The 14,952-nt window shown below is 40.3% G+C and carries 9 protein-coding genes; 8 read left to right on the forward strand and 1 reads right to left on the reverse strand.

Annotated features, from left to right (window positions below; translation table 11 throughout):
* Positions 1-156 precede the first annotated feature (156 nt).
* From ilvB to QUF61_RS01850, 7 genes are all read left to right on the forward strand, one after another.
* A complete protein-coding gene (ilvB, locus tag QUF61_RS01820) occupies positions 157-1,914 on the forward strand; it encodes a biosynthetic-type acetolactate synthase large subunit (RefSeq protein ID WP_103918729.1) in 1,758 nt (585 codons plus the stop codon).
* Positions 1,914-2,408 carry an acetolactate synthase small subunit gene (gene ilvN / locus QUF61_RS01825; protein WP_103918728.1) on the forward strand — a complete coding sequence of 165 codons (495 nt, stop codon included), beginning with the start codon at positions 1,914-1,916 and terminating at the stop codon, positions 2,406-2,408. Before ilvB ends, ilvN begins: the two co-directional genes overlap by 1 nt.
* A 375-nt stretch (positions 2,409-2,783) precedes the next feature.
* On the forward strand, positions 2,784-4,076 hold the full coding sequence (locus tag QUF61_RS01830) for an AAA family ATPase (RefSeq protein WP_289680176.1): 1,293 nt from the start codon (positions 2,784-2,786) through the stop codon (positions 4,074-4,076).
* Positions 4,073-4,726 (forward strand): retron system putative HNH endonuclease, encoded by a 654-nt coding sequence (locus tag QUF61_RS01835; RefSeq protein WP_289680178.1) that lies wholly within the window; start codon positions 4,073-4,075, stop codon positions 4,724-4,726. Before QUF61_RS01830 ends, QUF61_RS01835 begins: the two co-directional genes overlap by 4 nt.
* 34 nt (positions 4,727-4,760) lie before the next feature.
* A complete protein-coding gene (gene ilvC / locus QUF61_RS01840) occupies positions 4,761-5,777 on the forward strand; it encodes a ketol-acid reductoisomerase (protein WP_103918725.1) in 1,017 nt (338 codons plus the stop codon).
* Positions 5,778-6,368: 591 nt separating this feature from the next.
* Positions 6,369-9,125, forward strand: coding sequence for an ATP-binding protein (locus QUF61_RS01845; protein WP_289680179.1), 2,757 nt, complete (start codon positions 6,369-6,371; stop codon positions 9,123-9,125).
* Between the two features lie 108 nt (positions 9,126-9,233).
* A complete protein-coding gene (locus tag QUF61_RS01850) occupies positions 9,234-10,046 on the forward strand; it encodes a cytochrome c (RefSeq protein ID WP_289680181.1) in 813 nt (270 codons plus the stop codon).
* A 648-nt stretch (positions 10,047-10,694) separates the two neighbouring features.
* On the opposite strand, the gene QUF61_RS01855 is transcribed toward QUF61_RS01850, so the two are convergent.
* A complete protein-coding gene (locus tag QUF61_RS01855; protein WP_289680182.1) occupies positions 10,695-12,176 on the reverse strand; it encodes an integron integrase in 1,482 nt (493 codons plus the stop codon).
* A 1,008-nt stretch (positions 12,177-13,184) separates the two neighbouring features.
* Between QUF61_RS01855 and QUF61_RS01860 the strand changes: the two genes are divergently transcribed.
* The gene (locus QUF61_RS01860) at positions 13,185-14,525 is read left to right on the forward strand and encodes an acyltransferase family protein (protein ID WP_289680183.1); all 1,341 of its coding nucleotides are present in this window, start codon (positions 13,185-13,187) and stop codon (positions 14,523-14,525) included.
* Positions 14,526-14,952 lie beyond the last annotated feature (427 nt).

Genomic DNA, 14,952 nt, shown 5'->3' on the forward strand with positions numbered 1-14,952 from the left:
TCAACACTTCTTAAACAAGCGTTGAGTTTTTAACACTTGACCCAAACACAATAAAAAGTTACTGTTTGCGGTTCTTTGTTGTTGTGGATATTCATTGTTGCTTAAGCACATTTTATCCATGTTTTCATGTTTTGTTTTTTTAGGGATGCCGGTTAAATGGCCAACGAAACGGAAGCCCTGACGGGTGCAGAAATTCTTGTCCGCTGTTTTGAAGAAGAGGGGGTCGAATATGTATTCGGCTATCCTGGCGGCTCAGTGCTGCATATTTATGACGCGTTGTTTAAACGCGATCATAATAATAAAATCCAGCATATTCTGGTACGCCATGAACAGGCTGCCACTCATGCCGCAGATGGTTATTCACGCGCGACCGGAAAACCCGGCGTGGTGCTGGTCACCTCCGGCCCTGGCGCGACCAATGCGGTCACAGGTATTGCCACTGCCCATATGGACTCCATTCCTATGGTAGTGATTACCGGTCAGGTACCACGCAGCCTGATTGGCAATGATGCCTTTCAGGAAGTTGACTCAGTGGGCATTACCCGTCCTTGTGTCAAACACAACTTCCTGGTTAACAAGGTTGAAGATCTGGCGGAAACGGTTAAAAAAGCCTTTTATATTGCAACCACCGGTCGCCCCGGCCCGGTTGTGATTGATATTCCCAAAGATGTGACCGCCGATCAGATTGCATTTCATTATCCGCATCAGGTCGAAATGCGCTCTTATAAACCCAGTTCTTCAGGGCATCCGAAACAGATTAATAAAGCTTCGGAGCTGCTGCTAGGTGCCAAACGCCCGATGATTTACAGCGGTGGTGGCGTGGTACTGAGCGAAGCCTCCAAAGAACTGACGGAATTAACCCGCATGTTAGGTTTTCCGATTACCAACACCTTAATGGGTTTAGGCGCGTATCCCGCCAGCGACAAACAGTTTGTTGGTATGCTGGGGATGCACGGCACTTATGAGGCCAATATGGCCATGCATGAGTGTGACGTTCTGCTGGCAGTCGGCGCACGCTTTGATGATCGCGTAACCAGTGATATTAACAAATTTTGCCCGCACGCAAAAATTATCCATATTGATATTGATCCGTCTTCAATTTCTAAAAATGTCCGGGTTGATATTCCGATTGTGGGTGATGTGCGAGAGGTCTTACACGATCTGATTAAAACCCTTAAAGGCACAAAACAGCAGCCTGACAGCCAAGCCTTAGCAGATTGGTGGGTACAGATTCAGAATTGGCAGGAAAAAAACTGCCTCTATTATGATCGGGGCAGTAATTTAATTAAACCCCAGTTTGTCATTGAAACGCTGAGCAAATTGATGGGGGATGATGGTTACGTCACTTCTGACGTTGGTCAACACCAGATGTGGGCAGCGCAGTATTTTAACTTTAATCACCCACGGCGTTGGATTAACTCCGGTGGTCTTGGCACTATGGGTTTTGGTCTGCCCGCAGCCATCGGCACACAATTAGCGCACCCGGACAGCCCGGTGGTTTGTATTACCGGTGAAGCCAGTATCCAGATGTGCATACAGGAACTGGCAACCTGTAAACAATATGATCTGCCGATTAAAGTGGTTATGCTCAATAACCGTTATATGGGCATGGTACGTCAGTGGCAGGAAATGTTTTACGATAAGCGTTATTCCCACTCTTATGTGGATGCTTTGCCTGATTTTGTCAAACTGGCAGAAAGTTACGGACATGCCGGTATGCTGATTGAAAAACCAGCCAATGTTGAACAGGCATTAAAAGATGCCTTAGCGATTAATGATCGTCTGGTATTTATGAACTTTATTACCGATTCAGCGGAAAATGTATTTCCAATGGTTGCAGCCGGTAAGGGACAGCATGAAATGGTATTATCGCCACTGTCCCCCGGCATGCCGATTGACAGGGAGCTTACCTGATGCGTCATACTATTTCAGTTTTAATAGAAAATGAAGCCGGTGCATTGTCACGGGTTGCCGGACTATTTTCTGCACGCGGTTATAATATTGAGTCATTAACCGTTGCCCCTACCGACGATGCTTCTTTATCCCGTATGACCATTGTTACTTACGGCTCGGAAGCGGTGATTGAGCAGATTACCAAACAGCTGAACAAGCTGGTGGATGTAATCAAGCTGCTGGATTTAAGTGATGGCCCACATATTGAACGGGAGATGCTGCTGATTAAACTCCATGCCAGCAAAACCAGTCAAGCCGACGAAGTGAAACGTTTAAGTGATATTTTCCGTGGGCATGTGGTAGATGTCACTGAATCCAGTTATACCATTGAATTAACCGGTACGGCAGAAAAACTCGATGCCTTTATTAAAGCCGTTAATTCTAAATGGATTATTGAAACTGTACGCTCCGGTGTCTCTGGAATTGCCCGGGGTGATCGCGCTTTGCGGGTTTAGTTGGTAGATACTAATCTGACAGACTGTTTTGGGAACAAGTGATAGCAACTTCCCGGAACTAGTACAGCGAACACTAAGGAATGAGGATAAAATAAATACAGAAACTGGGCGCAGAATTTTTATTCATTTTCAAGGCGTGAAAACAGGCGCATAGCAAGCTATGTAACTGTTTTCGGAACGCAGAAAATGGAGAAAAAGACCAGCCAAGTTGCTGAAGTTATAAAATTCTCGCTCCTAAGTTCACATAATAACTTTAAGCGTAGGACTGGCAGTCCTTTAATGACTGCCAGTCCTGAAGTTATTATTTATTTTTACCCGTTACTGTACTAGTTTGTTGGTGATAAGCGTAATAGCATATAGAGAATTTCTTGGAACATGGGTATAAAATTAACACAACTCAGCCTGAAATATGTTAAAGGTTTTCAAGAGATAGACCTGCATTTTCACAAGCGCTTGACTGTATTAATTGGTGATAATGGTTCAGGAAAAACAAGTATTATGGATGCTTTGTCTATAATACTTGGCAAGATACTGATGAAATTTATTGACCAGGATAAATCGAGAGCTATAGAAAAAAACTTAACCTATATATATTCCGAACATGAATATCAAAATATTGATGAGACATGGCATAACCTGCAATATAATAAAGAGCATACCGCAATTGATTTAGCCTTTAATTTAAATGAAAAAAAATATACCGCTATTTTAGATAGAGTCCAATTAGGCCCAGGTCATACTATTCAATTAAACAAGGGCTTTATCGCTGAAGATTTTGAATATGAGGATAGTGATCGGACATTCCTACCCTTATTTATTTATTACCCTGCTTACAAAATGCCGATTGGCTTTTATGAGTTTTCAAAGTCAAATGAAGCCATTGATCCTGATAAATCTTTTTTATTAGCATATTTATCAGCACTGAGCAGTCAGCCATTTGATATGAATATTTTTTTAGAATGGTTTCAATGGCAGGAAAATATTGCAGGTCAAACAGGAAAAAATCATATTTTAAAAGTTATTAAAAAAGCGATTTATAAATTACTCAGCGATAAAAAAAATAAGTTTGACAATTTGTATATTAATTGGCTACATAGTTCCGCTGGTGACTTATGCATTCATAAAAATGATATTTCATTGAGTATTAACCAACTTTCGTCTGGTGAAAAAAGTTTACTGGTATTGGTTGCCGATCTCGCTCGTCGGCTTGCAATGGCAAATCCAACACAGCAAAATCCTTTACAGTGTTCTGCTGTTGTATTAATTGATGAAATTGATTTGCATCTACATCCTTCTTGGCAGCGTATGATTATTCCTAAATTAATGGAAATTTTTAGTAATTGCCAATTTATAATAACAACACATTCCCCACAAATATTAAGTTCTATTGAAACAGGTAAGGTGTGGCGTATAGAAAATTTTGAACTGGAAGCAGAAAATAATACTTATGGGCAAACCAGTAATGCGATATTAGCAGATATATTAGGAGACAGAGAACGTCCTGAGGAAATACAGGGTAAATTCAGAGAAATTTACCAGGCAATTGATAATAATGATTTTGCTAAGGCTAAAGATAAACTCAGTCAATTAGAAGATGCAATAGGTATAGATGAAACAGGTATTGTTGAAGCAAAAACACATCTGACATTTATAGAATCTTGTGTATGAAGCATATTATTAAAGATGTTGAACCGGATGTGCTTACAGGGTATAAATTAAATAGTACGAATCCCTCATATATAAACTTTTGTAAAAAATCACAAAGAAAATTAAATTTAAACGATGCCTTATTAGACGAGCAAGGTTATTTGTGTTGTTATTGCATGGGGGAGATTAATTCTGAAAATATGCAAATTGAACACTGGAAACCACAATCTAAATATCCTAAATTGGATTTAGACTACAATAATTTATTTGCTTGTTGTGAGGGAAATAAGCATAACCCTAAGCGTAAGAAAGGGAGTGAAAATATACATTGTGATAGTAAAAAATCAAGTTTAGAACTAACAATTAATCCGCTTAATAAGGATTGTGAAACTGAAATCAGCTATTTTGGTGACGGGACAATCAACGCTAAAAATAGTGTTTATAACAAAGATATTAATGATTATCTTAATTTAAATTATGAAAACTTAAAAAGAAACCGTAAATCTGCCTGGATTAAGGTATTAAGTAATTTAACAAAGAATCGTGTTAAAAATAATGAAATTAATAAACTGATAAATGTTTTTTCAGAAAAAAATAAAGATGGAAAATATCATCCATACTGTCAGATTATTGTATTTTTTCTTAAAAAACGCCAAGTAGCTGGCACCTAATTTCCCAAAACATATCAGCCTATAAGGATAAAGTATGAAAGTCTATTACGATAAAGACACCAGCCTGAAATTAATCCGCAGCAAAAAAGTTGCGATTGTGGGTTATGGCTCGCAAGGTCACGCCCATGCAAATAACCTGAAAGATTCTGGTGTTGATGTCACAGTTGCTTTGCGTGAAGGCTCCTCCTCCGCTAAAAAAGCACAAAAAGCAGGTTTAACGGTAAAAACCATCGAAAAAGCAGTAAAAAATGCAGATCTGGTTATGGTACTGGCGCCTGATGAGCATCAGGCTGCACTGTATCGCGAACAGCTTGAGCCTAATCTGAAAAAAGGCACAACCCTGGCATTTGCCCACGGTTTTAATATCCATTACGAGCAGATTGCACCACGTGAAGACTTGGATGTCATCATGATTGCACCTAAAGGTCCAGGTCATCTGGTACGCTCCACCTATACTCAGGGCGGCGGCGTGCCTTCCTTGATCGCGGTTTATCAGGATGCTTCCGGTAAAGCCAAAAACCTGGCGATGTCTTATGCTTCCGCCAATGGCGGTGGTCGCGCGGGTATTATTGAAACCAGCTTCCGTGAAGAAACTGAAACCGATTTATTTGGTGAGCAGGCGGTATTATGCGGTGGCACCACTGCACTGGTTAAAGCCGGTTTTGAAACCCTGGTTGAAGGCGGTTACGCACCAGAAATGGCCTATTTTGAATGCCTGCATGAACTGAAGTTGATCGTGGATCTGATGTATGAAGGTGGCATTGCCAACATGCGTTATTCCGTGTCCAATACCGCAGAATACGGCGACTTTGTCAGCGGCCCACGGGTTGTCACTGAAGACAGCAAAAATGCCATGCGTCAAATCCTCAAAGAAATTCAGGACGGTACCTTTGCCCGTGATTTTATCACTGAAAACATGGCAGGCGCACCAACTTTGAAAGCTAAACGTCGCCTGGGTCGTGAGCATCAGATTGAAATCGTTGGTGAGAAACTGCGTGACATGATGCCTTGGATTAAAGCCAATAAAATTGTTGACCGCAGCAAAAACTAATTGAGCATTATCCCAATGGGATTACAGTCATAGTCCGGGAAAGCTTTTACAGGCAATACCGGGCTATTGACTTAGGAACGAGGATTTTATAGTTCCCGAAACCAGGCTGGCCTTTTTCTCCATTTTCTGCGTTATGAAAACAGTTACATAGCTCACTATGCGCCTGTTTTCATGCCTTGAAAATGAACAAAAATCCTGCGCCCGGTTTCGGTTCTTATTTCATCCTCGTTCCTTAATAACTTTTGCCATCCTAAAAAATACACTTTAAATCGCACTTTCGCATAAAATTATGGTAAATTAATTATCCTGATAATCCGGGGAAAATTGATGAATGCAGCATCTTTATTATAATAACCGCAGCAATATAGCTCTTCTTCACAGCATTCTGGTACCTGCCTGCTCTCCCCCTGATTTTGCTTGTTATACCAATTTCTGACCATAATTTATAAATACACCACTCAACATTTAGAAAAGTAACTGTGTTGGTGGTAAAACTGATGGCAGCCCACACGGATCATTTGTTGCGCTAATGACAGTTTCTGACAGTTTCATATTTATGTCATAAAAATAAAAATCAACAGGCTGACAATCATGAGAACCAGCGTCAAACGCAGACTGACCGTGTCCTATTTAGGGGCGGCATTTTTTGCGATTATCTCAACCTGCCTGGCGCTTTATACCTTTCTCCTGCTTAAACAAACCTTATTGACTATTACAGAATTTCATTTGCCATCTATGACTTTAGCTCAGCAACTGGCTAGTCATAGTGAACGTCTGATTGCCACTGCACCAACGCTGATGGTGACTGTACAAAAAACCAGGCGCAAAGCTGTGATGATGCAACTTCAGGAAGAAGCACAGGCACTTAAGCAACTTATTGGAAAAATTGAATACTACGACTATGATGACAATGCGATTGTGGCGCTGAAAGCAATTTTCAAGCAGTTGGAAACTACATTGCATGAACTGGATAAGCACACACAACAAAGAATTCATATCATTACACAAAAAAAATACAGTCAGGATAATTTACTCAAAACCTACCAACAATTCCAAAATTTCATCAATCCTGCAATATCTACTGCCAGACAACCACTAGATGCGTTAAAAGCTTATCACTTTAATGCAAATACCATGATAAATGGCAATCACCCAATACAGATTGACCGCAACTCACAGGCACTGCCAAAACAAACTGAAATATTTTTAGCACTGACTGAAATTCACCAATTGGGTCATGAGCTGACCATGTTATTGCGCTCATTGGAAACAGTGCAACAACTTGAAGCATTACCGCTGTTAGCACTAAAGGTACAAAGGCTCATTGCTGATATGGAGCTGCAAAAAGTTCATCTCAACTCTGTTATGCTCAAGCAATATAGTAACTTAAACAGTCAATTCAGAACCTATGCCAGCATCTTACCTAAACTTCAGCATCAGGAAATTGAAAGTATCGCTGATGCGCATAGGCTACTGGAACAATGCCGTATTCTGGATGATGAATTACAAACCCTGGTAGCAAGCCTAATTACGCATACTACAGAAAATATTCACCAGGCCACTGCGCAGGCGGTACATACACAACGCCAGGTATCGTGGCTTTTAATCACTTTTACTGGCGCTGGTTTAATATTCTCCATATTACTGGGCTGGTTATATGTCGGGCGTCACGTAATTTCACCTATTTCTGTGCTTGCCGAGGTAACCCGTGATATTCAGTCTGGTGCAGTGGAACGGCGCGCGCCAGAGAATGATGGAGACGATGAGCTCAGTGAGCTGGCGCATGCTTTCAACAGTATGATGGATAGTCGGCAAATTATGGATCTGGAACTGGAGCACCACCAAAATCACCTTCAGGAATTGGTGGCCCAACGCACACTGGAGTTGGAACATGCCAAACAACGGGCTGAAGAAGCTAATCATGCCAAATCTTTATTCCTTGCCAATATGTCTCATGAATTACGCACTCCACTGAATGCCGTGCTGGGATTTGCCCAGTTATTACAGCGTGATCCAGAATGCTCCGGCAACCAGCAAAAACATCTTGAAACAATTAACCATGCAGGTGAATATTTACTATCAATGATTAATGATGTGCTGGATTTATCTAAAATTGAAGCCGGAAAAACCGAGTTGAAAGAAGAGACCTTTGACTTACATTATCTGCTGCAAGAACTGGGTAAAATGTTTCAACTACGCACACAAAGCAAGGATATCAATTTTCAACTGGAACTGAATAATGTTCCCTCATTTTATGTTAAAACTGACCAGGGCAAGCTGCGCCAAGTACTGATTAACCTATTGGGTAATGCGCTTAAATTTACTGCTCAGGGCAGAATTACCTTACGTGCAACTTGTGTTTCACCCACACCGGCATCTTCTAAAGCAGTGGCGATTTTACAAATTGAAATTGAAGATAGTGGTATAGGCATTGCTGCTGAAGCACTTGATAAAGTTTTTGATCCTTTTGTACAAAGCAATTCATCAGCTTATGGTAGCGATACCAAAGGTACGGGGCTTGGATTGGCAATCTCACGCTCATTTATCGAATTAATGGGCGGGCATATTTATGCCAAAAGCCTTATCGGTCAGGGTACTTGTTTTTATTTTTCCATTCCTTTGAAAGCTGGGGAGATGCTGGAAAGAACAGCTAAGCCAACACAAGAAGTGTTTGCCCTGGAAACCAGACAAACAAGGTGGCGAATATTGGTAGTGGATGATAATACGGATAATCGCGTATTACTTACAGGTTTATTAAACCAAGTCGGTTTTAAGGTCAACGAAGCCAGTAATGGTGCAGAAGCCCTTAGTTTATTTCGAAACTGGCAGCCCCATTTTATCTGGCTGGATATGCGTATGCCGGTTATGGATGGTTACGAAACTGCACGGCGTATTCGAACCCTGGCAAATGGTCAGACTGTAAAGATTGTTGCAGTCACAGCCAATGCCTTACAGGATCAAATCCCCAAGGTATTGGCGGCAGGTTGTGATGATATTGTAAAAAAACCATATACAGCGGATGAAATTTTTAGTGTTTTAAAAAAATATCTCGGTGTCCGCTATCAATATCAGTCAAGTCCGGCACCTTCCACGCAGGAGCCACTCAGCGCAGAAGCTTTGGCACACTTATCACCACAATTATTACAAACCCTGATAGATGCCGCATTAGATCTGGATGAAGAACAGGCTAACATCATTATCAAACAGGCTCAAGCACGAACACCAGCACTCGCAGAAGCAATACAAAGTTTGGTAAATGAATACCAGTATGAATTACTGCTGGAGCAATGTGAACAAGCACTGGCAATACAAAGTATTGATAACCAGGAATCAACTGAAACCGGATAGAAAAACAACCGGATTTTATTTTGGATGAATGGGAAAAATTGGAACGCCATGCTAAAGTATTTCTACTGGCTTCAAATTGACCTTAGTTTAACAAAGGATAATACTAATATGATACAACGATTATTTTTTTTAATACTGCTTTGCATTTATTTACCTGCTGCTCATGCAAATGAAACAATTACTTTTGATAAACCACCGCCCTCGCTAAAGCAATGGTACAAACCCCAAAGCAAGCGTAATGTCTGGCATCACAATATGTTTAAGCTGCGCCGTGAAATACAGGCGGTGAATGAATATATGACAGCCAATGATACGGAACACACCCAAAAATGGGCGCTGCGTCTGGTAACGCATTATCGAAAAATTGCAGAAATGGTACCAGAATGGAAAGATGAACTGGAATTAGCCTGGGCGGATAAGTTGGAAGCTGCGGCAAAACAAGGTGAACTTGCAGCTATTGGCAAGGCCGTCAAAAAGCTGAAGCAAAGCTGTAGCAGTTGCCACAAACATTATCGCGCACAGGTTGCCACGCTGTATCGGGCACCTGATTTTAGCCAGGTTCATGTGTCATTAGCAGGTCAGCAAATAACCTATCTTGATTTTATGAAACAACTAATGGCAGATGTCAACCGTATCAAAATAGCCGCCGAAGATGGTTACAAAGATAAGGCACAAACGGCACTGAAAGCCTTGCGTGGTAGCATTAAAACATTAGGCTCCAGTTGCAGCACTTGTCATAAGGATGCTGAAGCCAGAGCATATTATCTGGGTGATAAAACAGAAAAACTGCTCAATGATTTGGAACAAGACATCAATAGCGGTAAAAGCGGTCATACGCTGGGCAGACTGGCGGTACAGGCTTGCGCACGTTGTCATGGCAGCCATCGTATTGTTTATGACTTAAAAACAGCACTGGATTGAGAGACTTTTGCTAAACCCTCATGGAACATAGGATGGGCACGCTGCGTTTTGCCCATCCTACTTTAGTAAGGAGCGAGAATTTTATAACTTCAGCAACCTGGCTGGTCTTTTGCTCCATTTTCTACGTTCCGAAAACAGTTACATAACTTGCTATGTGCCTGTTTTCATGCCTTGAAAATGAATAAAAATCCTGCGCCCAGTTTCTGTATTTATTTTATCCTCACTCCTAAAACACCCCCGGCGGCCTTCGCCTTGCGGCTACCAGACGCAAGGGGTGCGGGTCTCTTTGTCCACACCCAATGACGGCGCTGCTACAACGGGGCTGGACAAACCTGATACGCGGAGATGCAATCCGTAAACGACATCTATCTGGTGGTTGTTTGTACTCGCGAGGCGAAAGCCCAGATTCAAGTAAAACCCAGATACAGTGTAGATGTTCAGGCAAGATGCCAATAGCATCAATATGGAAAGGGCGTTTGTGTTTAACGATGCGGAAAGCCTCCCGCAATAAATCGATATGTTCCACCAGCAAGCGTTTGTTACGCTCCAGCAAGTTTACGGTGAAGAAATAACAGAGACTTTCACTCTGTAAGAAATGACAAGCTTCGCTTGTCGCACAATGGATGTCCTGAATTTTTGCCTTTCATCTTATCCCTCATGAGAATCAGAACTAAAATCCAGCGGGCTTTTAGCCTCTTTTAAAGTTAAACTCGGCACAGTTTGTAAATACACCATAGTTGTTTTCACATCAGCATGTCCCATTAAAGCTTGGATAGTACGAATATCATAATGCGCCTGCACCAAATGGCTGGCAAAACTATGTCTGAATGTATGCGCCGATACCCGCTTGGTCAGCTTAGTACGTTTCACCGCGCCTCTGATGGCTTTTTGTAAATGGGTATCATGTAAATGATAGCGTCGGTATTCTTTAGTCTCAGCGAGAAAAGTGAGTGTTTTAGCTGGAAAAAACCACTGCCAACTAAAATCTTTTGCCGCATTTTTATACTTTTCCTCCAAACTATCAGGTAAAAATACCCCGGCATAACCTGCTGCTAAATCCTCATCATACAAAGCCGACACCCGTTCAAACTGCAACTTGATTTCAGGTATGATTGATTGCGGCAAGGGTACGGTTCTATCTTTTTTCCCCTTGCCACGGTGTACCGTAAGCATTCCCACATCAAAATTAAAATCCTGCAAACGCAAATTTAAACACTCGGAAATACGCAAGCCACAACCATATAAAAGTTGTACTGCCAACATAAAAGGATCACGTAACCGCTCCAACACCCTATCGATTTCCTCACGTGATAACACCACCGGAATATAAGGGCGACGTTTAGCACGGGGTACGTCTTTAATCTCCCCAAACTCCTTTTTTAATACATGGCGAAATAAAAACAACAAGGCATTAAATGCTTGATTCTGGGTGGATGCGGCGACCTGTTTGCTAACAGCCAGATGGGTCAAAAAATTCTTAACATCCTGCTGATTTAGTAAATGGTAATCCTTACTTTTAACAAAAGCCTGAAACTTACGCATCCAGCTTTGATAAGTTTTTAATGTTTTTGGTGAATAATGGCGCAGCTCAATGGCCTCTTTAAGCCCCGTATAAACCACCACCCAATTAGCACCCTGTAACTGATATTCAACCCCAAGCTCAGAAATGCTATCAACTTGCTCAGCATTAACCGTATCTACAGATGAAGAAGTGGAAACCACCATTTCAAACTTTTCATCAGGCGATGCTACTTCCATCGTTTCCAGCGTTGGAGATTGTGTTGTTACAAGCGAAACAGGCATAACACTCGCTGGATAAATATCACTGTGCTGATTTTGCTTACTGTTTACGTTCCCCTCCTGCCCCCTTTGTGCTTCACATAAATCATAAAATAAGGATATGGCTTGCTGTGCTTGTTGGCACTGTTGCTCAGATTGCCTTTTACTGTACAGTTTTTCCAAGAAATTGGCTAAACTCATCCGTTGTCCTACTGGAAAGGTATACTTATGGCAAAAATCAAGATAATAACGCAACCATTTTTTATAAAATTTCTGCTCTACTAAAGGAATATTGCGCTCAAGTAATATCGCTTCATAAGCGGTAGAAATACGTTCTGGTATATCATGCATAAACTTCGCTGACCCCTGTATAATATGACATTTAGGGTATTATACAGTTAGTATAACTTGAATTTTATTTTAATGGCATTGCAAGGAGAAATTTTTTAAGGTATTCTACGGAAAGGATGGATTTACTTGTTAGGTCTGCGCCGCTCCGCTTCACTGCGTTACGCTGCGCACCACAGACCTAACGGCCTCGCGGATTTCATCCGACAAAGACGGGGCGTAACTTGCAGTATACACCCCGCCTTTGACGGGTGATCCGCGAGGCCGTTAGATAAACAATAAAATAAATATTTAGCAACCTGAAAGATAATTTAATGCTGATATAGGAATTTGCCATATAAAGCTAAGTGAAAGCTCTTAAAGTCACGAGTATAAAATAAAAGACCATAAAACCCATACGCTGCACAGCTAACTAAAAATCAATTTAACTTTGACAGCTAAAATTATTTTTATCAGCTTACATGAAAACCATAAAGGCAAAGTTGTAAGATAAAAGACCATAAAACCAACATATAGAAACCTGAAAGGAAATTTAATGCTGATGCATGATAGATTTTTGGTAAGGCTAAGGAAAAGCATGATGGCATAACAGCATAATTGTTTTTATCAGCGTACACGAAAACAATAAAGACAAAAGGTGTAAGATAAAAGACCATAAAACCCATACGCTGCACAGATAACTAAAAATCAATTTAACTTTGACAGCTAAAATTATTTTTATCAGCTTGCATGAAAATCATAAAGGCAAAGTTGTAAGATAAAAGACCATAAAACCAACATATAGCAACCTGAAAGGAAATTTGATGCTGATGCATGGTAGGTTTTTAGTAAAGTAAGGGAAAAGCATAAGGTCATGAGGTTTTAAAGTTACAACCATAAAACCAATGTCACAGCATAGCCAAGGCAATTAGACGCTAATGCGTGATAGAATTATCATAACTTTAAGTTTTAAAAAAGCATCATCATTTTCAAGGCAGTAACTAAATTTAAAGTAAAAGCAAATTTTCTAACATGGGCATTCACACCGAGCAAGAAAGCGTCACGCCTTTTGCAAAAAGACGCAAAAGTCGCGCCACTTCCTTGCCGGGTGATGCAAACGTTATGAGTACAACACACATGACCAAATCACGACAAGAACACCTTGATTCATTACGAGGGATAGCGGCATTAATTGTCGTAATTGTTCATTTTCTTGCGGCATTTTATCCTTATACTGTTTTTGGATTACAAGGTTCATATCAGCAGCATTTAAGTTTAGAAAAATTGTTTTTCTTTCCACCCTTCGGATTGTTTATTTCAGGGCATTTTGCAGTTTGTCTATTTTTTATATTAAGTGGGTATGTCCTCAGCTATGGTTATCTGGGGAAACCAAATCAAACACATAAGATACTAGTATCAATCGTAAAGCGTCCAATTAGATTAGGGGGGCTTGTTTGGTCATCAATTATAATTGGATTTTTTCTTTGGCATTTTAGTCTGTTTCAAAATGCCCCCGTATCTGAATTAAGCAACTCAAAACCATGGTTCAGTAATTTTTGGAGTGGTGATCCAGATTTTTTGAAATTCATTGTAAGTTTGACTTCTGCTTCTTTTAGTGAGGGTAATACGTATAATCCTCCATTATGGACTATTAAAATTGAACTTTACGGCTCAATGATGGTGTATTTGTTTTTGCTTTTATTTGGTGGGTTTAAATACAGGATTTTACTAACTATAGCTTTAGTATTACTGTTTAAGGATAGTCTTTTTCAGGGTTTCTGGATTGGAGTGGCAATTGCAGATATTTATAAAAATTACAATTTCACTGTTTACACCCTATTCAAAAAATTCATTCACCTTGTTTTGTATGTTCTGTTTGTATATTTTTCCTCTTACCCTAATTATGTTAATGAAACGTTTTTAGCGTCTACACCATATTATTTTTTACCAAATGATGCTGGCTTTGGAGGTGGGTATCCTATGTTTTCAGCCTTGCTAATATTTATATTGGCGGTCACAAATAAGCGACTGAAGGAATATTTAAATAATCCTATGCTTAAATTTTTTGGCAAAATATCATACGCGATATATGTTACTCATTTGCTAATAATTGGGTCGTTATCGTCTTGGTTATTTTTGCAGCTAAATAATGATTTTGGGTACCACCTTTCATTTCTAATTACATTTGTAATTAGCCTGCTAATCATTGTTGTAACTTCACATATGGCAACAAGTTATATTGACAACCCATCAATCAAGCTTGCTAATGTAATAGGTAGAAAAATAATTACCGGTGTTGAACTTGCACGAGAATACACGCAATGTTTATACAACAAAGCACTCATAACAAGGCGCTGCACACGGACAAAATAAAGCTACGCTCGTCCCTCGCTCTGCTTTATTTTGCCGGTGAGCTTGTTCGTTAGCTTGACAGTCAAAAGTTCTCACTAACTTAACCTTTTGAATAAAAAGCTATTTTAATAAGTATCCGATTTTCTTCAAGAAGGAAAAAATTTCTTCCAACCAAGGGAGAATTACAAAGAATTACAAGACCAAAGAATTACAAGACAGCCATTGTGCGACAAGCGAAATGAATTACAAGACAGCCATTGTGCGACAAGCGAAGCTTGTCATTTCTAACAGAGTGAAAGTCTCTGTCTGGTGTAATCAAGCAATTGATTACAAGAAGGTCTAACCAACCACCAGTAGCGAGTGTTGCGCCTTTGGCGGAGCGTTGCAAGCGGTTAAGTCTGCTGCAAACGTGAACAAGAGAGGTGAAGCGTACACAGCGTACTATACA

This window comes from Candidatus Venteria ishoeyi (genome assembly GCF_030378065.1).
Taxonomy (GTDB): Bacteria; Pseudomonadota; Gammaproteobacteria; order Beggiatoales; family Beggiatoaceae; genus Venteria; species Venteria ishoeyi.